24 protein-coding genes are annotated in these 26,424 nt (G+C 39.7%); 1 reads left to right on the plus strand and 23 read right to left on the minus strand.

Annotation, left to right across the window (positions count from 1 at the left end; genetic code table 11):
* Window positions 1-12: 12 nt before the first annotated feature.
* Complete coding sequence (locus OZ660_RS16980) at window positions 13-1,833, plus strand: hypothetical protein (RefSeq protein WP_274741740.1); 1,821 nt, start codon at window positions 13-15, stop codon at window positions 1,831-1,833.
* A gap of 205 nt (window positions 1,834-2,038) precedes the next feature.
* Here the strand turns inward: OZ660_RS16980 and OZ660_RS16985 are convergent, their stop codons facing one another.
* The 23 genes from OZ660_RS16985 to rplE all read right to left on the minus strand — a co-directional run bounded on the left by OZ660_RS16985 (window position 2,039) and on the right by rplE (window position 26,410).
* Window positions 2,039-4,774 (minus strand): glycosyltransferase, encoded by a 2,736-nt coding sequence (locus OZ660_RS16985; RefSeq protein WP_274741741.1) that lies wholly within the window; start codon window positions 4,772-4,774, stop codon window positions 2,039-2,041.
* 100 nt (window positions 4,775-4,874) lie between these two features.
* Window positions 4,875-7,898, minus strand: a complete 3,024-nt coding sequence (locus OZ660_RS16990) for a glycosyltransferase family 2 protein (RefSeq protein ID WP_274741743.1) — start codon at window positions 7,896-7,898, stop codon at window positions 4,875-4,877.
* Between the two features lie 21 nt (window positions 7,899-7,919).
* Window positions 7,920-10,301, minus strand: coding sequence for a class I SAM-dependent methyltransferase (locus OZ660_RS16995; RefSeq protein ID WP_274741744.1), 2,382 nt, complete (start codon window positions 10,299-10,301; stop codon window positions 7,920-7,922).
* Between the two features lie 21 nt (window positions 10,302-10,322).
* Window positions 10,323-11,255 (minus strand): hypothetical protein, encoded by a 933-nt coding sequence (locus tag OZ660_RS17000; RefSeq protein ID WP_274741745.1) that lies wholly within the window; start codon window positions 11,253-11,255, stop codon window positions 10,323-10,325.
* A gap of 43 nt (window positions 11,256-11,298) precedes the next feature.
* On the minus strand, window positions 11,299-12,183 hold the full coding sequence (locus tag OZ660_RS17005) for an NAD-dependent epimerase/dehydratase family protein (protein ID WP_274741747.1): 885 nt from the start codon (window positions 12,181-12,183) through the stop codon (window positions 11,299-11,301).
* Window positions 12,180-15,818 (minus strand): glycoside hydrolase family 99-like domain-containing protein, encoded by a 3,639-nt coding sequence (locus tag OZ660_RS17010; protein WP_274741748.1) that lies wholly within the window; start codon window positions 15,816-15,818, stop codon window positions 12,180-12,182. The genes OZ660_RS17005 and OZ660_RS17010 overlap by 4 nt, the downstream gene beginning before the upstream one ends.
* A 23-nt stretch (window positions 15,819-15,841) precedes the next feature.
* The gene (locus tag OZ660_RS17015) at window positions 15,842-16,591 is read right to left on the minus strand and encodes a hypothetical protein (RefSeq protein ID WP_274741749.1); all 750 of its coding nucleotides are present in this window, start codon (window positions 16,589-16,591) and stop codon (window positions 15,842-15,844) included.
* 10 nt (window positions 16,592-16,601) lie between these two features.
* Entirely contained in the window at window positions 16,602-18,212 is a 1,611-nt protein-coding gene (locus OZ660_RS17020; protein WP_274741751.1) for a hypothetical protein, read from the minus strand.
* Window positions 18,213-18,587: 375 nt separating this feature from the next.
* A complete protein-coding gene (gene rplQ / locus OZ660_RS17025; RefSeq protein ID WP_012519212.1) occupies window positions 18,588-18,989 on the minus strand; it encodes a 50S ribosomal protein L17 in 402 nt (133 codons plus the stop codon).
* A 41-nt stretch (window positions 18,990-19,030) separates the two neighbouring features.
* A complete protein-coding gene (locus OZ660_RS17030; RefSeq protein ID WP_039226687.1) occupies window positions 19,031-20,020 on the minus strand; it encodes a DNA-directed RNA polymerase subunit alpha in 990 nt (329 codons plus the stop codon).
* A gap of 19 nt (window positions 20,021-20,039) precedes the next feature.
* Complete coding sequence (gene rpsD, locus OZ660_RS17035; protein ID WP_012519214.1) at window positions 20,040-20,660, minus strand: 30S ribosomal protein S4; 621 nt, start codon at window positions 20,658-20,660, stop codon at window positions 20,040-20,042.
* A 24-nt stretch (window positions 20,661-20,684) separates the two neighbouring features.
* Window positions 20,685-21,077 carry a 30S ribosomal protein S11 gene (rpsK, locus tag OZ660_RS17040; RefSeq protein ID WP_013786215.1) on the minus strand — a complete coding sequence of 131 codons (393 nt, stop codon included), beginning with the start codon at window positions 21,075-21,077 and terminating at the stop codon, window positions 20,685-20,687.
* A gap of 14 nt (window positions 21,078-21,091) precedes the next feature.
* On the minus strand, window positions 21,092-21,448 hold the full coding sequence (gene rpsM / locus OZ660_RS17045; RefSeq protein WP_039217822.1) for a 30S ribosomal protein S13: 357 nt from the start codon (window positions 21,446-21,448) through the stop codon (window positions 21,092-21,094).
* A gap of 171 nt (window positions 21,449-21,619) precedes the next feature.
* Window positions 21,620-21,736, minus strand: coding sequence for a 50S ribosomal protein L36 (gene rpmJ / locus OZ660_RS17050; RefSeq protein ID WP_012519217.1), 117 nt, complete (start codon window positions 21,734-21,736; stop codon window positions 21,620-21,622).
* 38 nt (window positions 21,737-21,774) lie between these two features.
* Window positions 21,775-23,094 carry a preprotein translocase subunit SecY gene (secY, locus tag OZ660_RS17055; protein ID WP_159627411.1) on the minus strand — a complete coding sequence of 440 codons (1,320 nt, stop codon included), beginning with the start codon at window positions 23,092-23,094 and terminating at the stop codon, window positions 21,775-21,777.
* A 5-nt stretch (window positions 23,095-23,099) separates the two neighbouring features.
* Window positions 23,100-23,534, minus strand: coding sequence for a 50S ribosomal protein L15 (gene rplO, locus OZ660_RS17060; RefSeq protein WP_049586735.1), 435 nt, complete (start codon window positions 23,532-23,534; stop codon window positions 23,100-23,102).
* A gap of 3 nt (window positions 23,535-23,537) precedes the next feature.
* Entirely contained in the window at window positions 23,538-23,717 is a 180-nt protein-coding gene (gene rpmD / locus OZ660_RS17065; protein ID WP_014950907.1) for a 50S ribosomal protein L30, read from the minus strand.
* Window positions 23,718-23,723: 6 nt separating this feature from the next.
* Window positions 23,724-24,224 carry a 30S ribosomal protein S5 gene (rpsE, locus tag OZ660_RS17070; protein ID WP_012519221.1) on the minus strand — a complete coding sequence of 167 codons (501 nt, stop codon included), beginning with the start codon at window positions 24,222-24,224 and terminating at the stop codon, window positions 23,724-23,726.
* Between the two features lie 9 nt (window positions 24,225-24,233).
* Entirely contained in the window at window positions 24,234-24,587 is a 354-nt protein-coding gene (gene rplR, locus OZ660_RS17075) for a 50S ribosomal protein L18 (protein WP_105932260.1), read from the minus strand.
* A gap of 12 nt (window positions 24,588-24,599) precedes the next feature.
* The gene (gene rplF, locus OZ660_RS17080) at window positions 24,600-25,133 is read right to left on the minus strand and encodes a 50S ribosomal protein L6 (RefSeq protein ID WP_071816101.1); all 534 of its coding nucleotides are present in this window, start codon (window positions 25,131-25,133) and stop codon (window positions 24,600-24,602) included.
* A gap of 13 nt (window positions 25,134-25,146) precedes the next feature.
* Window positions 25,147-25,539 (minus strand): 30S ribosomal protein S8, encoded by a 393-nt coding sequence (gene rpsH / locus OZ660_RS17085; protein ID WP_202262594.1) that lies wholly within the window; start codon window positions 25,537-25,539, stop codon window positions 25,147-25,149.
* 13 nt (window positions 25,540-25,552) lie between these two features.
* A complete protein-coding gene (gene rpsN / locus OZ660_RS17090) occupies window positions 25,553-25,858 on the minus strand; it encodes a 30S ribosomal protein S14 (protein ID WP_105932243.1) in 306 nt (101 codons plus the stop codon).
* Window positions 25,859-25,870: 12 nt separating this feature from the next.
* Window positions 25,871-26,410 (minus strand): 50S ribosomal protein L5, encoded by a 540-nt coding sequence (gene rplE / locus OZ660_RS17095; RefSeq protein ID WP_071816102.1) that lies wholly within the window; start codon window positions 26,408-26,410, stop codon window positions 25,871-25,873.
* Window positions 26,411-26,424 lie beyond the last annotated feature (14 nt).

Here is a 26,424-nt window from a genome sequence, read left to right on the forward strand (position 1 = left end):
AAAAGCTATTCGATGGAAATTTTTATTCATGTAGGCCCTCCTAAGACCGGGACGTCTTTTATACAACAGTGGTGCTCACGCCATAGAGAATGGTTTCTTATCAAGGGGGTATTTTACCCAGCGCATCACTTAGATAAAAACCTTATAAGTAGTGGAAATTTACTGAGCTTATTTGAAAAAGGAAATAACGGTGATTTGATTTTTTCAAGCAAGAAACTAGAGGCTGTACAAAAAGAAGCTAAAAAATTAAACGCTAATAAACTTCTTTTTTCTTCAGAGTATTTTTTTGAACATATTGACTTGCTATTAGAAAAGATACCTCAAGCTAGAGTAGTTCTTTACCTTAGAAATGAGCTAGAAGTTGTTGAATCATCGCACAACCAGAGTGTAAAGCGTCATTTTAAAACTTCGCCTTTTGAAGATATTATGCACCCAATATCTTCAAGCTTGAGAAGAATACTAAGGAGCTTCCAAACTTATCCTTCACAAAGGTTTTTGTTGCGTTTTTATGCAAAAAATATGTTTGTAAAAGGTAATATAGTAACGGATTTTCTTGACACAATTGGTTTAGATACATCTAATATATCTGTTCAGAGCAAACCGATTAACTCATCGTATAGCCACAAAGCCTTAGAGTTCAAAAGAGCAGTCAACTTTTATAAGAAACGTGATTTTCATACTGCATTGGATGAATATCTGCAGTGGATCTCAGAAAATACTCCCAAGTACTCATTGCTATCAGAAACCGGATATACTCACGCTAAAAATGGATATTTAGACCAAATTAAAGAATTTTTAAACGCTTTTCCTCAAGAAAATGGAGAAAAATTTATTAATATTTGCGAGAGGAAGATACAGGCGACTCGTGTCCCTCAGTTTATTCACTCTAATGACGTCAAGAATATAGTAAAAGGGTGGTTAAGTTTCCACCCTCGTAGTTATGAAGAACTTAGAGAGCTATGCAAGACAGCCAAGAAAAGTAATTTAGAAAACTACCAATTAAATGTCATTCGGACCATTGAAAGCACTTTGCAAAATGAGAGACACCTATCTTTCATTAACATAATTTGTAGAGCTTATAATTTAGGGCCTTTTCAACGTCCCGCCAAAAACGACTTTGTAAGCTTGGAATATCCAACAAATCATCAACAGCGAACATTGGAACCAATGTTGTGCGATCATCCTGGTGTCGAATTGATTTCTCACCATATTCCAAAATCGGTTTGTAGATCGTTTGAAAAAGCCCTCACAAACGCATATGGAAGAGAAAGTATATTTGGCGTTTACGAAAATACTGGAGCAAACGTACTAACTAGTGGCCGTGGCATAAGCTTACCAAAAGACGTCTACGTTCTACATGGTCACTTTGCTAGCCATGTAAACCACAAAGCAATGTTTCCAAATGCTAAAAGAATTTGCTGGATCAGAGATCCAGCAGAACGACTATGGTTGCTCACAAAACACATTTTACGAAACAAGCAGCCCACTACTCATTACAAAAACCTATTGAAGTATACACTTGATTTAACCGAATTATCAGTTGAAGAAGCTTTTTACTTAATTTTGACGAAACCGGAATTTGAAGTCATTCGCAATACTTACCAAAGATATTTTCAGCACATCGCACCAGAAAACTTTGACTTTATTGGCTCAACACACAGATATGAGGACAGCTTATCTGAACTAGAAAACTTAATAAATTTGCCTCTCGATAACCTTGAAGAGAGCAAAAAACCTGATTCTGAAAGTTTAGTAATTAAGCACCCAGAAACTTATCTAAAAGCTAAGAGTCTGCTGTCAGATGAATTTAATCTGGTCCAAAAATTCTGTTAACAAAACCAATTTAAGGCCTATTTTATTCTAAAGAAGTAAACCAAGTAATTTTTGCTGCATTTGACGGCTGAATAATGTAACTAGATATGCACTTACTCAAACATTTACGTGCGAAGAAATGTTTTTTGATGTTAAGCGCTGCAGGATATTGGGCCGTAGATTCATTGTTTTTCATAAAGACCAATGAATCTACGGCCCAAGAACATTAATTTTCGATTACTTTTTTAGCAACGTTTTCAAAATAATGATCGAGCGACCTGAATCGACTCTCCCAACAATTTTGCTCGATAAACTTTAAATAAATCGATTCATCAAATTTATTTGCAATAGCCTTCTTAACATTGTCGACAAACTCATCCGCATTTTTAGATACTAGCACGGCCTTACTATTGGGAAGGTTGTCAATATCAGTCGTTACTACTGGCCTTTTGTTGCTCAAGTAAACAAACACTTTTAATGGGTTCATATTGATAGTAAGCGCAGTTCTCTTGTGTGGAACAATACAAACGTCAAACTCTCTAATAACAGCGTTAACATTTCGGCTTTCGATTACACCTGGCATAACAATGTTTGAAATTGTGCTTAGCCTTTTAATATCAGGATTCGCATGTGTTGATCCAACCAAAACTATCAATGCTTCCGGCATTTCATGCGCTAACTTTTCGATCAATTTATCATCTATCTTTGACTCCAAATTACCGACAAATCCAATAATCGGCCCTGTATGAGCTCTCATATCATCAATAAATTTAGCATAATGCTTGGTAACCTTTGGACTACGCTCACAACCATTGGGTATCAACTGTATAAAAGGGGTATACTCTGACATCGAATCGTAAACGGATTGACAATTTGCAAAGGCCAAATCTGCCTTTTTCAAAAGACTTTCGTAATGCTTCGTAAGTTTAGAAATCTCCTGCTTACTTACATTAGGCCAAGTTCTATGATCATCTACCACATCAACAACTACTGACTTTGGCTCAAAAATATCAATTAAATCTTCTGCTAAGTAATTTTTAGGGTAAAACCAAAATACAGAATTTCTTGTGTTAATTCCTTCTCTCTCGAAAACTTTAGTGAGAAATTCACTGTAATCTTCTAACAACGGAATTCGACCGGCTATAGGTGTATCAGAATAGTAAATACCCGGCTGATGAATAAATACATCGTATATGAGGTTATCAGAGTCAAGCTGACCGAGTTTTTTTTCATAAGTTTTTATATAAACTGCTCGTTCTTGAGTTAATGACGCTTCTTTACTGACTTTTTTGTTCAAATCAAAGGTTGAAATAGGTGCGTCGATTACAAGAACTTTTCTTACGTCATCACGTTCTGATAGTAGTTTAGCGACCATGTCATGCCGACGCCCGTACAACCCTGAATCATTCTGTTTCCAAAACAATACTATATCTATTCCGTTAGAACGCTTAGAAAGATCTTTAGGTACAAACAAGCTTCGCACACCATCCCAAAATTTCTCTTGCTCAGTGATATCAATAGTGCCTTTCTTATCTGACACGGATTTAAATATCTCTCGTAAAATTGGCTCGGCGGATTTGTAGCTATAATTAGAAAGAAACTTCTCTTTACGTTTCTTCAGTATATCCAAACTCAGCTTTCGATTTGCCACTGAATAGATCTGTGAAGCCAAATTATGTTCATCAATTAACTCTGCAACGCCTGCATCAACAAGTTGCTTTAATGGTACAGTACTCGAGACAAGCAGAGGCTTGCACATCGCAATTGCGTCCATCGCTTTTGCTGGTAACTGGTATTTCGATGTTTCATGCGTAACGTCTTGTGGCAAACAAACCAGGTCCGCCATTGTAAGAATCTCTGGAATAGACGAAAAAGGCTGATTTGGAATGTTGAGCAGCCTTCCCTTGCTTAATTTTTCTAATTCACTAGTAACTCTCTTATCAGGGGAAGTACCAACCACAACAAAAAGAAAGTTGTCATCATTGATTTGACCTACAGCCTGCGCAACTTTCCCTATACCTTTGTGAATTCGAGGAGTTCCAAAAAACATTACTACTTTAGCTTTCTCTGGAACTCCATATTGACGGCGCACAGCCGCAACTTCAAAGCGTGAGGGGTCAAAAGTACTTTCATCTCGAACGTGCGGAATCTGATATCCACCAAACTCTTTTTCCAGCGCGACGTTCGATACTATTATCTCATCAGCGAAACCGACTAAATTATGGCTTAGTTGAGTCCATTCACTTTCATAAGGCTCAGCAATGCTACTGAATTTTTCTGGGAACTCGGTCAACTCTGCTAACGATATGTCTGATTTTTCTTTCGTGAAAGAAAGCTCGTGGTCGTCGACATCAATTATAAGAGGAATTCCTTTGCGTGCTTTGAAAAGCATTCCTAAATTAACAGAAGGTAACCGAGGCTTACACGCTATCACTATATCAGGGTTATAGCGCTCTACAATCTTCTCAGCTTCTTCCAATAATTCAGGCAGAAGTTTACCTTTCAAGGAAATTACCGGTATCTTCGATTCTCTTACTGGCTCCCATATATCTTTTCCATACCGCTCGAACTGATACCCTGCAAGCAAAACGTTACCCGCGACTCTTTGAACTGCTTCGGCAAGCATATAAGCTCTTCCCAACGGGTTATGGCCAATATCCCAGCTAATAACAAGCACGTTTATGGGAAGCTTGCGATCATCTTTAGAAAAAGAGCAGCCTTTTCTTTCGACCCTCTTCCCAATAAAATGATGTGAAAGCGACTTAACTGGTTGCTCTACCGTATCTAGTAAATTTCCTCCCTCTAACTTGACCTGCGTATACTCAACCAAAAAGCTAAAAATAGGAGCTTGTTCTGGGAACTGTTCCGACAACGCTTTAAGTTTTAAATTAGCGTACTCATAGTTATTATTAATCAGGGCGTTACGAATAAGTTTTAGCTGTTGTTGATATTCTTCAGTCATTGTTACTTTTCGGTAGATGAGTGTTCGATTGAAATGCAGTGAGGAATGTAATTTTTGAGAATAGCATATCGCATAAGGCGCTTACAATCAGGTATGAGTATCAGCTTTCTTCTAGCAATTTTTTAATGTCTCCTTGGAGCAACGCCAAGCAATACTTTCTTTCTAATGGCGTATAGTCTTCACGTTTACAATCTCTAAGTTGTGGAACTGTCTTTTCTTTAAATTTATCAGTATCGTGTTTGAGGCAATTCGTCCTTAACCATCTAATAAATGTTTTAATTGGCTGAGAAAAGACACTATAGTTCGCCACGCTAAAATCAATTGGTAGTAGATTAATAGATTCGCTCACGAATTTTACCATAGCCACTTGTTCTGCTGGTATTTGCTTGTCACGCGGTGTAAACACGATAGATTTCTTGCTTGTAATGGTTAAAGCTTCGCTGTCCCTATCTAAAAATATTAGGTTGGTATGCTCACCAAGGCATAGCATTTTATGGGATGGATTCAGTTCCCCACTAACTAGCAGATGAACATTAAGCTTCGCTCGAAAAAAGCGCTGAACATAATTTATGAACCAAGCCAATTCAATAAAATTATTTTCTTCATAGAGAAAAATCATTGAATAGGAATTAGCCGAATTCAAAGTAGCAATATGTTTAGATTTAATATATTGACGTTCGAAACCTTTCGTCACTACTGGCTCAACGAAATCAAGAGACTGTTTATCAGCGTTCTGAATATCGAAACAGGAGGATAATGTTCCTATCGACGCTAAACGTTCTATGTAAATTTTGCTGTTGTATAGATACTTATAAACGGCAGCTAAAAGCAAAGACTCTCGCGAAGATTCAACGAGGTGGATATTGTCAGCCCGGTAGCTAAGTGCATATTGAATAAAAGAAGCGAGCTCAATATTTTCGGAATTTAAATAGAGACAGTTCGTTTGCCTCTGCTCGTGAGGCATTTCTTTATAGCAGCTTAATGCAATTCGATCCCGACTAGAAATTAGCGCTATCCCAACGCTACTCCTTTGAATTTTATAAAAGTCGTAAAGCTTGTCGGCCAACAAGTGATTTTCAGAAAATGCGCCGTTGGTAACTATTAGTGTACGTGTTACATGCTTCTCTTTGTGTAACGCTTCCCTTAAGCTTTCAAACGTATATTCGAACGACGAAGCCAACGAGGGACTTTCTTGCGTTAAGAACATTAAAGATGACAACGCAGAACTTGCACTTATTTGCCCTTCATAAAAATTCCCCACTAAAGAATGAGTATCAGCATCTATCTTCGATGCTACTACATGCGATGCTGACTTTATCCAAAAAGGAATATTTGTGGCGTCTATCTTCGTGTTAGTAATCAGAACTCTATCACTTTTATAGTGTTCTATGTCGTCGGAGCTGACATGTGTTGCCCATCGTTTTACAAATATATGTCTATTAAGCTTAACGTTATCAAATCGACCTTCAGACTTAGACTCATGATGAACCAGAACACTAGATGTAACAACTTTGGCCATCAAAGAAGTAAGCCTTTTAAGCTTTAAACAAAGGTCTATGTCTTCTTGGCCATTAATGTAGACAGGAGAAAAACCTTCAACTTCAGCAAAGTCTTTCGCCTTTACACAAATGCATGCCGCTGTAACTGCTGAAAAAATTGTATTTTTTATGCTTTCAACAAAGCTGCGCGGCTTACCATTGTAAATACCATAGCCTATGCAGCTATTGCGATTAAAAGTGATACCTACGCTTTGTATTGTCTTGTCGGGGTATAAGAGCAGGGGCTGCGTTGCAAAATATTCCCCGGATTTCACTGGAGAAACTAAAGAGGAAAGCCAGCCTTTCGTTACTTCAATGTCATTGTTCAAGAAGACAATATAATCACCTTCGCTCTTAGCGAAGCCGATATTGCAACCCAAAGAAAAATTCAAATTCATATCAAGTGATACTACCGAAAAGGCTTCAAAAAGACCCGAAAGCCGCTGTAGTACCTTTTTAGTCTGCAGGTCTGAGCCATTGTCTACGGCAATAACTTCTAAGATTTGATCGTCATTATGTGTAAATATCGAGCGAACACACGCTTCCGTCAACTCTGCTTGGTTATAAACAGGAATGACAATAGAAACCTTGTGCTTTGTTCGCGCTTTTTGCTTTAACTCTTGCCAATTAATAGTTGTTCTTTGACGCTTCAGAATGCGGAACGACTCAATCTGACTGGCGCTTTCTAAAAACTGTTCTAAGAAAAGGTAATATGGAACATAACTCGGTGTACCAACAAAATCTTGCTCGCCCCAATCACGTTTACTGTGTTCAAGAATTGCAGACAAATCTCTACTGTCTTCGGTAATAAACTTAAGCGTATTGCTCACCTCTCGTGTCGAGGCATGAGACACAAACTCAGTGGGTTTACAAATTTGTGAAAACACATTGTTTTCATGACAAAAAATCAAAGCAACCTTATCAAGTTCACTACAAGTTAAAAGAAAAACTCTTTCTAAAGCGTTAGCCCAAGATCCATCTTTCGAATAGTCTTCTCCAAATATATGTTCATTATTTGTCAACCACTCCGACAGGTGCCTTAATACCTTAGGGCGAACGCTAAAATTAGTTCCAGCAAAAAAACCGAAGGAATCCCAATCTTGGTGTAATTTTGGTACGTTTTTTAACAAATAGCTGAAATTTTCTTCGTTACCTAGCATTAGTTTTTTGCATGACAAGTAAAAAGGTGCCATACCGGCAAACGCCACTTCTTTTCTTTGTACAAATACATGCTCAACGTGTTTTAGAACACTGCTTAAAACTAACGACTCACTAGCATATTTGTTCCAGACAACGTCGATATCATCGACCTCTTTTTTTACATGGATTTTTGTCACTACGTCGTATGAACTTTCTAGTTCAGGTAAAAGTTTTAGAAATGGAAGTATGTCCATTCCTCTGTTTTCAAAAATCCTCAGTTGAACGGATAAACCTTTTTTATTTGCCGCTCTTATCACGCACCTAGAAAGCGATTGATTGCATGTTACATATATATCAGCTAAGCCGGCGCTCTCCTTTAGGTAGTCGAGCGCTTTTTCTATGTGGGTTTGATAGAATAAATGACAAATAATGGCTTGTCTTAGCACTTTCCTTGACTCCATGTCCTGCTAGAAGAAGCTACTCATTCGCAATAATAAAACTGCACCAGCATTAAAAACCTCTTCTTCCACATTAGACAAATCTAAAGTGAACTTTGGATCATTCCCAGTACTCTTAATAGCTATCTGCTTCCCCCCTTGAAAACTTAAGAACTCCATTTCCCCAACTCCTGAATAGTTTGGTTGCTCAATATTTAAGTCCCAAACAACGCTTCCATCCTTTGCTTGAATTTTACATTCACCTAGAAAGAACATTCCTTCTCTATTTGAGATGTCTAATCTTAGCGAATTAATTCGCTTGTGCGGAATTTGAATATTGAATATTTGCTCTGAAGCAGAGGCTTGGAAGCTCTGTTTTACCGTCTTTTCTTCAGAGAAGGCGTTTGGTTCTTCAGCCCAGTAAAGACACAATTCAGCTAACCTTATTTGTTGCTCCTCTTTATAACCTCTTACGGTAAAATGAGGCAGGTTTATAAATTCTTCTAAAGACGCGTTCTCGTTGAGACTACCTGTATTAAATGAAGCCGAGAAATAGGAGTTAATTTCTCTGAACACACCCTGAAATTGATTGATGTCGACAGATATAGAAAGCTCACGTAGTAAATATTTGACTAGATTTATTCTAGAAACAAAAGGTGCATCTTTGGGTTGAGCGACAGAGGTAATGCCTCCTAAAGTTACAACGATTCCCCTAAATGCTACTAAATTGTAAGGTACGTCATTTGGGTAATTCCACTCTAAATCGATAAACTCGATATCATTGTTTGCATTAACCATCATATTTCGGGGTAGTGCATCTAGGTACTTCCCTGGTAGTTGACTTACCTTGTTTGCTATCAAATTTTCGTTGAGCTGGAACTTTCTGAGTTCATCCAACCATACTTTAAACCAAGGAACTAACTCCTCTACTTTCCAGTTCTCTTTTTGAATAATCTTGTGCAATGAAAACCGATAAACACTTCCTTCAACCAAAGGTTCTTCGGTAACTATTGATGAGCCGCTTTCATCAAACTGAGTTCTATTGACTGTAGTTGTACCGTCATTATCAATAAACTCAATATATTGTCTTGTGGTTCGGTTTCTCTTTGGAGAAAAATAAGACGCAATGACTTGAGGCTTGTAATCGAATATAGGTTGCTCTTTATGGCAGACGAATAAATGTGAATTAGCTAAATCAGGTAAGAGTCCATTTCTTTCAACCAATCTTAAAGTAGATTCTAGAGAAAAAGTGGGATTGGCTATGGGTTGCCCATCGTGTATTGCAGTGCCAGCTACGATGTCTGATAAATCGAATTTATTGGGTGAGCGTGTGTATAAAGGGTGAACGATCAATGAGGGTAATTTATAATCGGGAAATGCTAGAAAAGTATCTACCTTTTTAAAACCTTCACTTATAAACTTATTTTCAAGCTCTTTTTTACCAAATGTTATGGGATCATCATTGGAGTAAATGTCATTAATACCAGCCATGACTCCAACACCATGGTCTTCTGGCGCGCCAGCAAAGTACTTCAACCCTAACTGGTTCTCGATAGCTACAATTAAAATACCATTGGGCTTCAGATATTGCTTAGCTTTCTGAATTACATGACCTATAGGATCGTCACTATCAACGTAAATCTGTGAATATTCTAAAACCCCGACTAAAGTTACAACGTCAAATTCCTCTTCAAACTCAAGGTCTTGAATTAAGTCGATAACAACATTTACATTAGGTAAGTCTCTACAACGTTCTGCTGCGACTTTTCCACGGTTAATACTTCCCTCGACAGCTACTAAATGGTTCGCAATTTCACCAAGATAACGGCTTATAGCCCCACAACCGCAACCTAATTCAAGAACATTTTTGTTTTTAATAAGGCCTTCTAGAGGCCTTATTAAATGATGCCTATCTGGAGAAAAGTGGTAAGTGCTAGCCCAAGAGGCACAATTCTTAGTCAACTGCGCAGAATAAAGCGAAACATCTGAGGAGGATTCTACTACTCGATAGATCTCATCCTCTACTGAATCACCATCACTATAACTGTGATTTTTGACTTTTCTTGGGCGCCAAACCTTGAAATTCGACTCCCATTCGTATGCTATGTTTAGGCTGTTATGCGCTGAAACTGGTGTCCGACTTCGATTCAACAAAAATGCCAAGATATCGTTGTAATAACTTTTAATACGCTTTTCTGTACCATTTTTACCGCCCATGAATTGCATATTAAAAATTAAAATGTTTATGGCAAGGAATTTTAACAGTAAAAAATTTTGAGCACTCTCTACCAACTGAAAATCACGTTCCAAATTAAGTTTTTCTAATTCTTCAAGAACTTTTTTCCTTTGTTCACACTCAAATTCGTTAGTATTGTCAATTAGCTCGACTAACTCTTTACTTAATAACTTCAAGTTAAAATTCCTATAAAGCGTCTAAATGATGACTTCAAATTCTTTACTACGTGCGATTTCAAAGGCTTTTTCATCACTCAAAAACTCAATGTTTCTGACAGCAATTTTGGAAAAATAGTCCTTATTTAAATACTCGCTATCGAGTCTCTTATTACAAAAATCAATCTCTTGTAAAATTTTCTCTTCAACATGATCTGGAATAAGTTTATAAGAATGATCACTATTATCCGAAAAAGAAGAAAACAATTTCTTTATATAATCCTGTCTAGCTTTACTACTAGTTGCTAGAACCTTATTTGCATATCTTAAGAGAATACAAGCTACAGGGCTGAGTGATCGATTGGTAATACCTTGAGCTTCCCTGTCTATTTCAGGTCCTTCTATTTCAAGTACTCTTTCAAAGAAATCAAAAATTAAATTACCACCAACAAACTCACCTTTATCGTAAAGATGACACTTTGTCACTATTGAAGGAAACACCTGTCGGAACTGCTCAACATGTGAATATAAATCAACAGTGTAAGGTTTATACTCAAGAAGTGAGCGACTTTCACCATTTTGCTTTACTTGCTGGTTGTATGCACTTTCGGTAAGTTCTAACTGATTTCGAATATAAAAATGTATCTCAACACGCTCAAAAAGCTCAAACGCACGCTCAAAGACTATGGGGTTCAACCCTTCACATATCATTTCAGAACTTATCACAATATCTTTTCCAGATGCTTGCTCTTTGAACGTTGCTAACGTTCTATACGCATCATTTTTAGCTTCTTCCAAATCATAAATTTGACTATTAAGAAGTCGCGCTAAAAGCTTATGATGAGCTTCAAATGGGTCTGAATTTGGGTAGAAATAGTTATTACTCGATAGTAAAGCCTTATTATTATAAAGTGTTCGCTGAATAGCTGAAGTTCCTGTTTTATGGAATCCAGCATGTATAATTAATTTACTCATATCTAGGCCATTTTTTTGTAATTTCATATCAATTTTAAGAAATTCACTTTTTAGAATCGGAGTGTGAAAAGTGATTTACAAAGTGAGTAACCCTGCTTCTAATTTTGAATTTTATCGCATTTTCTAACTTAGAGTTATCTAGAATATTACAAAGAATATGATTATGCGGCGCAACGTCATTGACAGCCAACGCTAATCTAGAAGGCTCCTGCAAGCTCTCAATCAATTCTTCGAGCGATGTTCCGTGAGAAGTTGATATATTAAAAATCTCAACCACATCACTATTTAGATCTAACACTCCTTTCGTCGCATAAATTAGGTCATCGATATGAATGTAATCTCTTACTGTATTCTTAGGCACAGTTAGAGTAAGCGTTCTCTTATTTAAGTAACAATCTAGGAGATGCGCAACAAAACCTACGCCGTGTTTTACCTGCTGAATCCCACCATAGGGATTTGTAACTCTCATGATGACACCTTTGGGCATCAACTTTTGAATGAGCTCCTCTTGAATACACTTTTGAACTCCGTAAGGTGATACAGGTTTAAGAGGGGCACTTTCACTCAAAGGCATTGAGCTGTTCCCATAGACTGTTCCGCCGCTAGAAAAAAATAAATACTGCTTGTCGTTTAAATGCTTCAGTAAGTTTTCATAAGACTCTAAAGTTCGCTTGATATCTGAAACTGAAACATTTTCTGTGTTTGGCGGAATGTAACTAACTAAATCTATAACTGTATCTACTTCATCTACATTTAATGATTTACAGGCGTCATTTTTAGCTAGATCTAATTGAATATATCGATGACATTCAATGTTAGTAATACTGCTCCGACTAACGACTGTTACATGATAGCCGCTTGCCATCAAACTTGATGCAAGAGAGCCTCCTATGTAACCATTCCCACCTAGTATGAGCACTCTATTCATGAATGCATCTCACTTTTGCCTGCAAAATGTGCTTTAAGTAGCTTATTGTAGTTACTGATTCTTTCCACCATTTCTTTGGGAATTTCAACAAGTTTACTGCTGTAGCTTTGAACTCTCTCGATCTCTTCCATGTGGTCATTAACTTTCGTAACGCTTGAAATATGGCGCCTATGCAGGTTTAGCGACTCAGCTATAAAGCCGAGCTTTCCCCTTTGCAATAGGTCAACATATATAAGCCAGTCTCCCGCCACTTTATATTCAGATAAGGTATTCTTGAGTTTTCCGATAGACTCTATGAATGCAACTCGGTCAAAAAGAGCACCACTAACATTTGGAATAGTGTTTTTTACGCAAAGTCCTCTTTTTATTTCATCTTGACCGTCAACAATAAAGTCTTGCTGCCAAAACTCTCCTAAATCTGCTGTGTATTCTAAATAATCGTTACTCAGTAGCTTCCCATCTTGGTCAATTTGCTTAGACTGGCTATATGCAAGTACTAATTCTTTGTCTTTGATAAACAAATCAGTAAGCTTATTAAGAAAATTCGGAGCGGCCAAATCATCGGCCTCAGCCATCCAAATCAAATCGCCGGTTGCAAGTTCAGCTCCTTTTTCCCATTGTTTGAAAACTGAACCAGAATTAGATTTGTTAACAATTAGTTTTGCAGGAAATTCTTGGTCATGAAGATAGTTTTTAATCACATCGACGCTGTTATCAGTTGAATTGTCGTCAAGAATAATAACTTCATAAATAGGGTAGCTTTGCTTGAAAATACTATCCAACCTTTGCTCGATATAATCTGCATAATTGTAATTAGGAACAACTACTGAAACCTTAGGTATAGAGAAATCTAGTTTTCCCAACAAATCAAAAATATAGTGGTGAAACCTGAACTCTTTATCTATTAAAGCTCTACCAGTGCTGGCCAACTTTTTTGCTTCCTTCTTGTTAGTTAATAACGACTCTGCACAGGCCGCAAAAGAAGAAATGTCACCTTTCTTTGCAAGTAAACCACAACCTCTATTCAACAAGTTTTCAAATCCGCCACTGTCTTCAAATGCTACTATAGGCGTTTCCGCATCAAGAGATTCTAAAACAACAGATGGAAAAGGGTCTTCTCTTGAGGTCAAGGCGAATATATCAGCACCGGCATAGTACACCTGAGGATTATCAACATATCCGTTCGTTAATATGAAGCGGTCCTTAAATCCTAGTTTTTCAGCAACCTCAAGACTTTTTGAGACGAGGCCACCATCTTGATGTCCTACCCAGATAGCGAATAAGTTTTCGTGCTTAGTAAACAACTCGCATGCCGCTTCAACGAATAGATCAAAGCCTTTACGATAATCAGCGTATGCAACGTTTAATATTATTTGTGCATTTCTTGGAAGACTAAATTGTTCAATAAGCATTTGCTTGCAGGTTGTCTTTGTTTCGCCCTTACGAAGAATGCTCGGCTGGAAAAGACCTTGCGGTGTTATACTCCAATGATCAATAGTCTGCCCTGAAAATGACTCAAATCCATCTTTTACTTGTTTAGCAGGAAAAATAATTTCATCAGAGTACTTTATAATGTCAGATACCTGACCATGTAAATCGTACTGAGCAAGAACTTTAGGCAGTTCATGTATGAGGTTAATTTGGGTAAAGCCAGCTTTATTCAAGAATGAGGAAATAGCGCCTGATACTGCCGTATTTACAATAACTTTATCAACACCGCTTTCTTTAATATCTTCTAAAATAGCTGCAACTTTTTCTTGTGAGTCAATATGCAAGTGGACCTGAGTAACGTTTCCGTATTTTTTAAATTTAGGGATTAAGTTACCTTCACCTAGCACAAGAATTTCCACCCTGAAGTGAAAATTCTCGGATAGCTCCTTTGCCATATTTAAGCACAAAACTTGTGCACCATGAGGATGTGCATCATGGCTTACTAAGAGTATGCTATTCTTTTTTTTTAATACTGCTTCATGAGCATTTTTTATTGCTTGCAACCACGCGTAGCCATATTTTTGGTCCGGCTCTAAGTGAGCTCCTTCAGCCCATTCGTTCCAGGCATTTACAAATACAATCTCTTCATCTTTGCTTTTCGCAGCTCGTTTGACTTCGGTAAATGCTCTAATCGCGTTATGTTCGAATAGTGAAGGGCAGCTATTTTGAAAAACTGTACCTTTATTTTTCTTCCTAGCAGTATTGTCCCACGACGGCGTTATGCCTCTGAATAAAGTATAACCTGGATCTTGATACTGTTCGCTGCGCTCCATAAACACTCTCCAGTCGTATACCGTCGACTGAAAATCTTCGACTACAGGGGTTTGAAACTCTGTAATATTTGGAGGGTTACTTTTATTTGGTGGAAACTCAACTGCACCATCGAAATTATATTCTTCAGGTGGAACTGACTCAAAAGACTGCGGATACGCCAGATAAATTTCACCGACTCCATTCTCACGACACCACTTTCGCCAACGCTTTGCAGTTGCCTTCATATCTGGAAAAAGGTTAGGTCGATAAACCATTAAAAGAGGTTTACCGTTTATTTTAATGTACCGCTCATCTTTAAGGTATTTTGAAGTATTTTCTATGAATGAGATGTCGTCTTCTGGCGAATAGTCTTGCACCATAAGAAGATCATTATCCAATCCATCCCAACGCCTACTCCAGTTTTCATTTGCCCAACACACACAAAACGGAAGGTCTAACGTTTTGTCTGCTAGCATGTTATCCAATGGTTGCTCGAGTAGTCTTTGACCAGAGAACCAATAGAGGTAATAACAAAATCCCTCGATACCATATTGCTTAGCAAGTTCAATCTGCTTACGTTGAGTATCTTTCTCTAGCAAATTGTAGTAACCAAGAAACTCATCTGGAACGTGTGGCTGATAATGACCTTCAAATTGTGGTTTAGCTGGTTTTACGTTAGTCCACTCAGTAAACCCTTTGCCCCACCATTCATCGTTTTCTGGAATAGCATGAAACTGTGGTAAGTAAAAACAAATAGTTCTGACCGCAGGATTATTGCAAACTTCACCTGTTGGTAAACGCTTGACATACTCTACAGGCGAAACTTCATATGACGAATCATATGGCTTTGGATATGCCTCCCTACCTTCGAACCTTCCATTTCCAACATAATGTAAAAACGGATTAACGTCAGCTTGTGCAACATCTGGGTTATGTTTTAAGTAGAACTCAGTATCAAACTTCCTTGAAGGATTACGTTTTTTTTCAATGCCTTCAGTTAAGAAATTTTCAAGAAGATTATCTACTTCAGTTAACTCATCGTAATATTTAGAAAGATAATACTCTGCATCAAAGAGTTCCGACTCTTGTATCTGCTTGAAGTAATAATCTTCCAAACAATCTGGTTTTACTAACGTTAAACGTGGATCATTTTTATCTATAACGACTTTTTCTGTAACCTCATTTCCAAAGCGATCTTTGTTTAAAGACTGTTTCACAATTTCAACAGGCAAGCATTTTGATTTTTGGCGTTCTGTATATTCGATTACCAACTCTAAACTTTCATAGAGATCTAAAAAAATGTGCTGGGCTTTTTTGTAAAGTGCCAATGCGCCGTCAAAGTCATTCTTGTTAAAAAGAATGTTAGCTTCGCGTAATATATTTTTTTCCATTTTAGTAAACTACCTAAATTTTTTTACTTGGAGTCAAATGACATAAGCTTTTGAATGAGCTCTATTTGTGACTCGAGTCGAATTCCAGTTCGCTTTAGCAACTCGTACTTATCTTGAAGCTCTTTGTTTTTTTTATTTTCTTCTTTTAGTTTATCTTCAAGCGCGCTTGACCTATCCTTTAACTCCAAATAATCGGAAAACAGAGGGTTATGGATGAAGTGAAACCAATCATATCCACTAAAATTTTCATTCCTTGAATAAGATACAAATCCGCTATTTTCTAAGTAGAACCTAATTGAGTCGTCCGTTTCTTGACCTTCAGAATTTTGAGGTACACTCCAGACTATTATTTCATCAATATTTTTTAAGGCGTCTTTATCTGAAAGACCGCTTAGCAGTTCAAATTGAGAATCAGGTATATCTAAAATAAGTGTTTTTTTGTCAGCACCTGTAAAAAAGTCGTGAACAATATCAAACACGTTTTTTGTGCAAACTTCCCGTTCAGTTTCGACATTCAAGCCAGGGAAATTTGACACAAAGCAACCAACCTTATTAAGTGAAGATAATTCAGGGATGTTGGTTTCTTTAAAAGTAGATAGACTTGCTTTAGTCGAGACAACTAACTGTTGAAAATGCCCCCTAAAATTTTCTGGAATTGCTAATTCATCTAAGTGCCTTGCATCGATCAGCAGCATTTCATCAAATTGAGAATGGAAATACTTTAAACCTTCGCAATCTCCGCAACCTAGCCATAAAAGCTTATTTACTGACATAGTACTCCCCTCAAACTTTTCTTTTGTCAGCTAGCATCTTTGGCGATGGCACACGACCTTCCCTCTTACCACATTTGATAAAGTGCAATAAGGGGTTTATTTCTGCCTCTGCGACATCAGGGTATCGTTCAAGATACCAGTTCCCGTCAAAATTGGGCCCTGGCAAGCGCCCTTCTTCAGCTCCAGCAATTAAATAATGTTGAGCAGGATCTACGTTAGCTTCTTGCACATCACCATACGTTTCAAGGTACCAATCAAAATCAAAATATTCGCTCGTTGCTATAAGTGCTATATCTGCCTTTACTGAGTCTGATATTTTATTTTTATTAAGTTTTGATTTCAGATTTTTTAAGAGCCTACTGCCCTTCCAAAATGGCGAAGATTGAATTAATTCAAGTTCTCTATTAGTACAAAACATCTTATAACGTAAGGAGCTATATTTATGAGTTAACTCAGCATTTCTTGATTTAAGCCTTGTTAACTCTCGCTCTAAAACTTTTTGCTTTGCTATAGATTGCTTTTTATCTTTTTCTACTTGCTCGGTAACTGTAGCGTAGGCAAGTGACGAGTTCATTTGCTCTTCATTAATTTCTAATATTTTTGACGCCAGCAGGCTATTTTCTTTTACAAGCTCGCTATTCATTGTCATCAATCTTTTAACTTCTAATGACTTATCTTCGAATTGCTCTTGTAGTTTTTGAATTTCTCTGATCGATTTGTCTAACGTCTCACTAGCAGTATTACATTCGCTCTCTAACAACTTTGTCGCGTTCAACAACTCATTGTTTTCGCTATTAAGTGCACTAATTTGCTTCAAGTACTTTTGTTCAATTTCAGATTCTTTTAACGATGATTCTTGATGTTTCTCTACTAGTGACTCTTGAAGTATTTGTATTTGATGAATTGCTCTTTTTTGGTCGGCTTTCAAACTTTCGTGTTTTTCTAATTGTTCTTCCAATTCATCATTGACAATAGAGTACTGTTTTTTTACGTCTTCATAATCTAGAGAAAGCTTTTCTATATATTTCGACTTATCATCAAGTAGTGCTAGTGATGAAGCTATCTCGGAAGATCCACCGAAATTTGATTTGATAAAAAGAGAGTCACTTAGAAAATCCAGATCAGACTGCATGTCGCCATCTGATATCTCTATCTCCTCCATGAACTGTGATATTGCAGAAAGGCTTCCAACTGATTTCTTTAGTTTTCTATTTTTGTGAACAAAATACTCAGACAACATAGCTTTTAGGGAACTATTCGTACTTGAAAAGGAAACTTTATAGGATATATCACGCACATTGGTTTTGACCTCTGTGTTTCCAATTACTGATACACCAATGCAGATAATAGTGTTTTTGCTTTTCTTCTTTAATTCGAACAATTCATTAGACAAGGTGTCATATTCTGAAATAACTTTGGAGCGAAGCTCTAAATCCAAAATACATTGAGATAGCAAAGAACTGAGAGTTGGATAGAAAAGATAGCAATTGTCAAGACCTTCAGAAACTGTATTTCTTCTCAACAATTCAATTTTTGGTATGCTCTCTTCACTTGTCTTAATTGAAATAGTCGCAGGACCTAATGAACTTTCTAGTTCGACTGGATAATAGAAGTAAAACACATTCGCTTCCTGTTATTGTGCTTGTTTATATTTTATCTTATGACGACGTATGCACTCTGGTAAATAAAGAGATGAAATTAACTCGAGAAACATCCAAAGTATTACGCAGATTAATACTATCACCTTATAAGTTATACTTTTAGTCAAAACTAATTAAATTTCGTATTCAGTAACTGGCACGCACTATACTTATACACTGTTGTCAAAGTTTGATAGCTGACTTTTCTCTACAGGCCAACCGGAAAAAATATATTCGTCAAAAATACCAAAGAACGTTACTGTAACTCAAAAGTTCTATTTTGCTGCTGAAAACAAAAAACCCGGCCTAAGCCGGGTTTTTCTATAATTCTGAATTCTCAGAACTAAGAGTATTAATTACTCTTCAGTTGCTTCAACTGCTTCTTCTTCAGCTTCTACAACTGGACGGTCAACTAGCTCAACATATGCCATTGGGGCATTGTCGCCAGCACGGAAACCGCATTTAAGAATGCGAGTGTAACCGCCTGGACGAGCTTCGTAACGAGGACCAAGCTCGTTGAATAGTTTACCTACAACCTCTTTGTCACCAGTGCGGGCGAAAGCTAGACGGCGGTTTGCAACGCTGTCTTCTTTAGCCATAGTGATTAGAGGCTCGATTACGCGACGTAATTCTTTCGCTTTTGGTAACGTAGTTTTGATCACTTCGTGCTTGACCAAAGAACCGGCCATGTTTTTGAACATAGCTTGACGATGGCTGCTGTTGCGATTCAACTGACGACCACTCTTACGATGGCGCATAGTTTTATCCTTCTCTACAAATCAGTTTGATAAAAACCTGATTAATCTTTTTCAGCGATGCTCTCTGGCGGCCAGTTTTCTAGGCGCATGCCTAGAGAAAGACCACGAGATGCTAGAACATCTTTGATTTCAGTTAGCGATTTCTTACCAAGGTTTGGCGTTTTAAGTAGCTCAACCTCAGTGCGCTGTACCAGGTCACCAATGTACTGGATAGCTTCTGCTTTCAAACAGTTTGCAGAACGTACTGTCAGCTCAAGATCATCTACTGGACGAAGCAGAATCGGATCGAATTCTGGCTTCTCTTCTTTCGCTTCTGGCTCAGATACATCACGTAGGTCTACGAATGCATCTAGCTGTTCAGCTAGGATAGTAGCAGAACGGCGGATCGCTTCTTCAGGATCCAAAGTACCGTTCGTCTCCATGTCGATGATAAGTTTGTCTAGGTCTGTGCGTTGTTCAACACGCGCAGACTCTACACTGTAAGCAATACGTTCAACTGGGCTGTATGAAGCATCAACTAACAAACGACCAATTGGACGATCATCTTCTTCAGAGGAGCGACGGGTAGAAGCTGGTACATAACCGCGACCCATTTCTACTTTGATGCGCATGCTGATTTCAGCTTCGCCAGTCAAAGTACAAATAACGTGGTCAGGGTTTGTAATTTCTACGTCGCCATCATGCTGAATATCACCAGCAACAACAGGGCCAGCGCCAGATTTCACTAGAGTTAGGGTTGCCTCAGTTTTACCTTCAAGGCGAACCGCTAAACCTTTTAGATTAAGCAAGATTTCGATTACGTCTTCTTGTACACCTTCTTTGGTGCTGTACTCGTGAAGAACGCCATCAATTTCTACTTCGGTAACTGCACATCCTGGCATAGATGACAGTAAGATACGACGTAGGGCGTTACCTAGAGTATGGCCAAAGCCGCGCTCTAGTGGTTCCAAAGTTACTTTGGCACGAGTAGGAGAAACGTTTTCGATCTCTACTAATCTCGGTTTTAGGAATTCAGTCACAGAACCCACAATGCTTCCTCTTTAGTTAGCTTTACTTAGAGTAAAGTTCGACGATCAACTGTTCGTTAATTTCCGCAGACAGGTCAGTTCTTTCAGGAACGCGCTTGAAAGTGCCTTCCATTTTGCTGCTGTCTACTTCAATCCAGGTTGGCTTCTCACGTTGGTCAGCCAGTTCCAAAGCAGCAACGATACGCGCTTGCTTCTTAGCCTTTTCACGAACAGAAACCACGTCTTCGGCAGAAACGTTAAACGATGGGATGTTCACAACTTGACCATTTACCATGATCGCCTTGTGGCTAACTAGCTGACGTGCTTCTGCACGAGTGCTAGCGAAACCCATACGGTAAACTACGTTATCAAGACGCTGCTCTAGAAGTTGTAACAAGTTTTCACCTGTGTTGCCTTTTAGACGTGCAGCTTCTTTATAGTAGTTGCGGAATTGCTTTTCCAGAACGCCGTACATACGACGAACTTTTTGTTTTTCACGCAGCTGAACACCGTAGTCAGACAGACGGCCACGACGGGCACCGTGCTGACCAGGCGCTGTATCGATTTTACATTTAGAATCGATTGCGCGAACGCCGCTCTTAAGGAACAAGTCAGTTCCTTCGCGACGGCTAAGTTTGAGTTTAGGACCCAAATATCTTGCCATGATCTTTCTCCAACTGTCCGTCGATTAAACGCGACGTTTTTTCGGTGGACGACAACCGTTGTGAGGAATTGGGGTCACATCGGTAATGTTTGTGATCTTATAACCTGTAGCGTTAAGAGCACGGATCGCAGACTCACGGCCTGGACCTGGACCTTTAACGAAAACTTCAAGGTTCTTAAGACCGTATTCTTGTGCAGCAACACCTGCACGCTCAGCAGCTACCTGTGCAGCAAAAGGGGTAGATTTACGTGAACCACGGAAACCTGAACCACCAGATGTCGCCCATGCTAGTGCATTGCCTTGACGGTCTGTAATAGTCACAATTGTGTTGTTGAAAGACGCATGGATATGAGCCATACCGTCTGCAACCTGACGTTTAGCGCGTTTACGCGTGCTACGAGCTGGTGCTTTAGCCATAACTTACTCCCCGCTTACTTCTTAATTGGCTTACGAGGACCTTTACGGGTACGCGCATTAGTTTTAGTGCGCTGACCACGTAGAGGCAAGCTACGACGGTGGCGAATACCACGGAAGCAACCCAGGTCCATCAAACGTTTGATGCTCATAGAGACTTCACGGCGTAGGTCACCTTCAACGGTGAACTTAGCCACTTCGTCACGAAGCTTATCAATAGTAGCTTCGTCTAGCTCTTTGATTTTTGTATCTTCTGCAACACCAGCGCCCGCACAGATGCTTTTCGCACGTGTGGGACCGATACCATAGATCGCTTGGATAGCGATTACAGCATGCTTGTGCTCAGGAATGTTAATGCCAGCGATACGGGCCATTAACAGCACTCCTCTTGTTTATTTGTCGACGACCTAAAAAGCCCGATAGGATACTTACCCGTCGACTAAATTGCAAATAAAGGTTCAGAATACTACAAAGCAAAACTGCAGAACCTGATAAGTATTGTCAGGTTCTGCTTACAGTCTTGCCAATATTCTGTACCGCTTAGATTAGCCTTGACGCTGCTTATGCTTAGGGTCAGAACTGCAAATTACACGCACAACACCGTTGCGCTTGATAACTTTACAATTACGGCAAATCTTTTTTACTGATGCACGAACTTTCATTACATCACTCCCCTTTCTTTCAAAATTAAGGGGCTAACTTATCGGCCGTAGCCTTTAAGGTTAGCTTTTTTCAGCACAGACTCATATTGACTACTCATCAAATGTGTCTGTACTTGTGCCATAAAGTCCATGATAACTACTACGATAATCAGAAGCGACGTACCACCGAAGTAGAACGGCACATTCCAAGCAATTAGCATGAATTCAGGCACTAAACAAATAAAGGTTATGTACAGTGCGCCAGCCAGTGTAAGGCGAGTCATTACCTTGTCAATGTAACGCGATGTTTGTTCACCTGGACGAATACCAGGGATGAACGCACCAGACTTCTTCAAGTTATCTGCTGTATCACGCGGGTTGAAAACCAACGCCGTGTAGAAGAAGCAGAAGAAGATAATCGCTGCTGCATATAACATCACGTACAGCGGCTGACCAGGAGATAGCATAAGCGCTACATCTTGCAACCACGCTGTTGATTCATTCTGTCCGAACCATCCTGCGATAGTACCCGGGAACAGAATAATGCTAGAAGCAAAGATTGGTGGAATTACACCAGCAATGTTGACTTTTAGCGGTAAATGGGTGCTTTGTGCCGCAAAAACCTGACGGCCTTGCTGACGTTTCGCGTAGTTTACCACAATTCTGCGCTGTCCGCGCTCTACAAATACAACTAAGTATGTAAGAGCGATAACAATGACGCCAATCAACAGTAGGAACAACATATTAATGTCGCCCTGCCTTGCTTGTTCCGCAGTCTGACCTATCGCTGTTGGCAGACCGGCAACAATACCAGCAAAAATCAATATAGAGATACCGTTACCAATACCTCGTTCGGTAATTTGCTCACCTAACCACATTAGGAACATAGTTCCAGTGACTAGACTCACTACTGCCGTGAAGTAGAATCCGAAGCCAGGGTTTATCACCAATCCATTAATCAGGTTAGGCAAACCAGTCGAAATACCAATTGATTGGAAGATAGCCAATACTAGCGTTAGGTAACGCGTGTACTGGCTAATTTTACGACGGCCTGCTTCGCCTTCTTTTTTAAGCTCCACCATCGGTGGGTGAACCACCGAGAGCAACTGCATGATAATGGATGCAGTAATGTATGGCATAATGCCCAAAGCCAGAACGGATGCACGCTCAAGCGCACCACCAGAGAACATGTTGAACATTTCTACAATGGTGCCTTTTTGTTGCTCGAACAAGTCAGCAAGTACAGCTGGATCGATGCCAGGGATAGGAACGTAAGAACCTAGTCTGAAAACAACAATCGCACCAAGTACGAACAACAATCTTGCTTTGAGCTCACTCAAGCCGCTTTTAGCGCCTGAATCCAATCCTGGTTTAGCCATCTAGCTTATTCCTCTACTTTACCGCCAGCAGCTTCAATCGCTTCTTTAGCGCCTTTAGTAACCTTTAACCCGCTTACTGTAACAGCGCGTGATACTTCACCGCTCTTAACAACTTTAACGAACTGGATTTCTTTCTTAACGATACCAGCTGCTTTTAAAGTCTCAAGAGACGCTGTATCACCATCAACCTTCGCGATTTCAGCAAGAGTTACTTGATCAGTAACAAAGCTCTTGCGTGAAGTGAAACCGAACTTAGGAAGACGACGCTGGATAGGCATCTGACCACCTTCGAATCCTGGCTTAACACGGCCACCTGAACGGCTTTTTTGACCTTTGTGACCTACGCCACCTGTTTTACCAAGACCTGAGCCGATACCACGACCAGAACGCTTACCAGTAGGCTTTGAACCTTCGGCTGGAGAAATTGTATTTAAACGCATGTCTTACTCCTCCACGATCTCAACCATGTAATATACACGGTTGATCATGCCACGTACGGCTGGGGTATCTTCCAGTTCACGAACATGGTTGATTTTACGAAGGCCTAAACCTTTAAGCGTAGCTTTGTGCTTTGGCAGACGGCCAATTGCACTTTTAGTTTGCTTTACTTTAATCGTTGCCATGTCTGATTACCCCAAAATTTCTTCTACAGACAATCCACGCTTCGCAGCAACTTTCGCCGGGCTGTTCATTTCTGTCAGCGCGTTGATTGTTGCACGTACAACGTTGATTGGGTTTGTAGAGCCGTAACATTTTGAAAGTACGTTTTGTACACCAGCTACTTCAAGTACTGCACGCATCGCACCACCAGCAATAATACCGGTACCTTCTGATGCTGGCTGCATGTAAACTTTAGAGCCAGAGTGACGACCTTTAATAGGGTGCTGTAACGTGTGACCGTTAAGATCTACGTCAACCATGTTGCGACGTGCCTTTTCCATTGCTTTTTGGATTGCAGCAGGTACTTCACGTGCCTTACCGTAACCAAAACCAACGCGACCGTTACCGTCACCCACTACTGTCAATGCAGTGAAACTAAAGATACGACCACCTTTAACCACTTTAGAAACGCGGTTTACAGCGATCAATTTCTCTAGAAATTCACCATTTTGAACGTCTTGTTTAGCCATTATAAACTCCTAGAACTGAAGACCAGCTTCGCGAGCTGCATCAGCTAATGCTTTAACGCGACCGTGGTATTGGAAACCACTACGATCGAAAGCCACTGCTTTAATGCCTTTCTCAAGTGCGCGCTCTGCGATTGCTTTACCGACTACCGTCGCTGCTTCAGCGTTACCTGTAGACTTAAGACCTTTTGCAAGATCTTTCTCAACAGTTGAAGCTGCAGCCAACACTTCAGAACCGCAAGGAGCGATTAACTGAGCGTAGATGTGGCGAGGTGTACGGTTTACTACCAAGCGATGCGCGGCCAGTTCACGAATTTTTGCACGTGCGCGAGTAGCGCGACGAATGCGAGCTGTTTTCTTATCCATCGTATCACCCACCTACTTTTTCTTAGCTTCTTTACGACGTACGTTTTCGTCAGCGTAACGAACACCTTTGCCTTTGTAAGGCTCTGGTGGACGGTAACCACGAATGTTCGCCGCAACCTGACCAACCACCTGCTTATCGGCGCCTTTCACGACGATTTCAGTTTGGCTAGGAGTTTCAACCGTAATGCCTTCTGGCATTTCGTATACTACAGGGTGAGAGAAACCTAGAGTAAGGTTTAGCTTGGCACCTTGTGCTTGAGCACGGTAACCAACACCTAACAATGTAAGTTTTTTCTCGAAACCTTGTGAAACACCTTGAACCATTGCATTTAGGATAGAACGAGCAGTACCTGCTTGTGCCCAATTGTTTGCAAAGCCTTCACGTGGAAGTGCTTTCAACTGGTTGTCTTCCTGTGCAATTTCAACAGCGTCATTGAAAACGCGAGTCAAAGTGCCTTTACTACCTTTAACAGTAACTTCTTGACCAGAGATAGAAACTTCTACACCTGATACAACGTCTACTGGGGCTTTTGCTATACGTGACATTTCAACTCCTCCGTTATGCTACATAACCGATGATCTCACCGCCCATGCCAGCGTTACGCGCTGCACGGTCAGTCATCACACCTTTAGAAGTCGACACGATAGCGATACCTAAACCACCCATAACCTTTGGAAGCTCATCTTTTTTCTTATAGATGCGCAGACCTGGACGGCTTACACGTTCGATAGTGTCAATTACTTGCTTGCCTTCGAAGTACTTAAGCGTAACTTCTAAAACAGGCTTAACGTCACCAGCAGCAGTGAAGTCTGCAATGTAACCTTCTGCTTTCAATACTTCACAGATTGCAACGCGAAGTTTTGAAGAAGGCATAGTTACAGAAACTTTCTGTGCCATCTGGCCGTTACGGATGCGGGTAAACATATCCGCGATAGGATCTTGCATGCTCATTATCAGCTACTCCTTACCAGCTGGCTTTCTTAAGGCCAGGGACTTCACCGCGCATCGCAGCTTCGCGAAGCTTGATACGGCTAAGACCGAATTTGCGTAGGTAACCATGTGGACGACCAGTTACACGACAACGGTTACGTTGACGTGATGCACTTGAGTCACGTGGCAGTTGTTGTAGCTTCAGAACAGCGTCCCAACGCTCTTCTTCAGAAACGTTAACATCGCTGATAATCGCTTTAAGTGCGGCGCGCTTTTCAGCATACTTAGCTACAAGCTTAGTACGCTTAGCTTCACGTGCCTTCATTGATTCTTTTGCCATAACCCTACACCCTTACTTTTTGAATGGGAAGTTAAACGCGTCCAGCAGAGCACGTGCTTCTTCATTAGAGCTCGCACTGGTAGTGATAGTAATATCCATACCACGAACTTTATCCACTTTATCGAAATCGATTTCAGGGAAAATGATTTGTTCACGCACGCCCATGCTGTAGTTACCACGACCGTCGAATGATTTTGGGTTCAAACCACGGAAATCGCGGATACGCGGGATAGCGATTGAAATCAAACGCTCTAGGAATTCCCACATACGCTCGCCACGTAGGGTTACTTTACAGCCAATCGGATAACCTTCACGGATTTTAAAACCCGCTACTGATTTTCTTGCAACTGTAACAACAGGCTTCTGACCGGCGATAGCCGTCATGTCAGCTTGAGCATTCTCAAGTACCTTTTTGTCAGCAACTGCTTCACCTAAACCCATGTTTAGAGTGATTTTTTCAATCCGAGGGACTTGCATGACGCTTTTGTACCCGAACTGCTTAGCAAGTTCAGCTACTACTGTTTCTTTATAGAAATCATGCAGTTTCGCCATCGTACTCTCCAATA

Origin of the sequence: Alteromonas sp. 009811495, assembly GCF_028865455.1 — a bacterium.
Taxonomy (GTDB): domain Bacteria; phylum Pseudomonadota; class Gammaproteobacteria; order Enterobacterales; family Alteromonadaceae; genus Alteromonas.

Coding starts and splice junctions, on each gene's coding strand:
- rplR (WP_105932260.1), bottom strand. CDS start 24,587: ATGGATAAGAAAACAGCTCGCATTCGTCGCGCTACTCGCGCACGTGCA.
- rpmD (WP_014950907.1), bottom strand. CDS start 23,717: ATGGCAACGATTAAAGTAAAGCAAACTAAAAGTGCAATTGGCCGTCTG.
- OZ660_RS17000 (WP_274741745.1), bottom strand. CDS start 11,255: ATGAGTAAATTAATTATACATGCTGGATTCCATAAAACAGGAACTTCA.
- rpsK (WP_013786215.1), bottom strand. CDS start 21,077: ATGGCTAAAGCACCAGCTCGTAGCACGCGTAAACGCGCTAAACGTCAG.
- OZ660_RS17015 (WP_274741749.1), bottom strand. CDS start 16,591: ATGTCAGTAAATAAGCTTTTATGGCTAGGTTGCGGAGATTGCGAAGGT.
- rpsH (WP_202262594.1), bottom strand. CDS start 25,539: ATGAGCATGCAAGATCCTATCGCGGATATGTTTACCCGCATCCGTAAC.
- OZ660_RS16980 (WP_274741740.1), top strand. CDS start 13: ATGGAAATTTTTATTCATGTAGGCCCTCCTAAGACCGGGACGTCTTTT.
- rpmJ (WP_012519217.1), bottom strand. CDS start 21,736: ATGAAAGTTCGTGCATCAGTAAAAAAGATTTGCCGTAATTGTAAAGTT.
- rpsD (WP_012519214.1), bottom strand. CDS start 20,660: ATGGCAAGATATTTGGGTCCTAAACTCAAACTTAGCCGTCGCGAAGGA.
- OZ660_RS16985 (WP_274741741.1), bottom strand. CDS start 4,774: ATGACTGAAGAATATCAACAACAGCTAAAACTTATTCGTAACGCCCTG.
- rplO (WP_049586735.1), bottom strand. CDS start 23,534: ATGCGTTTAAATACAATTTCTCCAGCCGAAGGTTCAAAGCCTACTGGT.
- OZ660_RS17010 (WP_274741748.1), bottom strand. CDS start 15,818: ATGGAAAAAAATATATTACGCGAAGCTAACATTCTTTTTAACAAGAAT.
- rplF (WP_071816101.1), bottom strand. CDS start 25,133: ATGTCACGTATAGCAAAAGCCCCAGTAGACGTTGTATCAGGTGTAGAA.
- rpsE (WP_012519221.1), bottom strand. CDS start 24,224: ATGGCTAAACAAGACGTTCAAAATGGTGAATTTCTAGAGAAATTGATC.
- rpsN (WP_105932243.1), bottom strand. CDS start 25,858: ATGGCAAAAGAATCAATGAAGGCACGTGAAGCTAAGCGTACTAAGCTT.
- OZ660_RS17005 (WP_274741747.1), bottom strand. CDS start 12,183: ATGAATAGAGTGCTCATACTAGGTGGGAATGGTTACATAGGAGGCTCT.
- rplE (WP_071816102.1), bottom strand. CDS start 26,410: ATGGCGAAACTGCATGATTTCTATAAAGAAACAGTAGTAGCTGAACTT.
- secY (WP_159627411.1), bottom strand. CDS start 23,094: ATGGCTAAACCAGGATTGGATTCAGGCGCTAAAAGCGGCTTGAGTGAG.
- rpsM (WP_039217822.1), bottom strand. CDS start 21,448: ATGGCCCGTATCGCTGGCATTAACATTCCTGAGCACAAGCATGCTGTA.
- rplQ (WP_012519212.1), bottom strand. CDS start 18,989: ATGCGCCATCGTAAGAGTGGTCGTCAGTTGAATCGCAACAGCAGCCAT.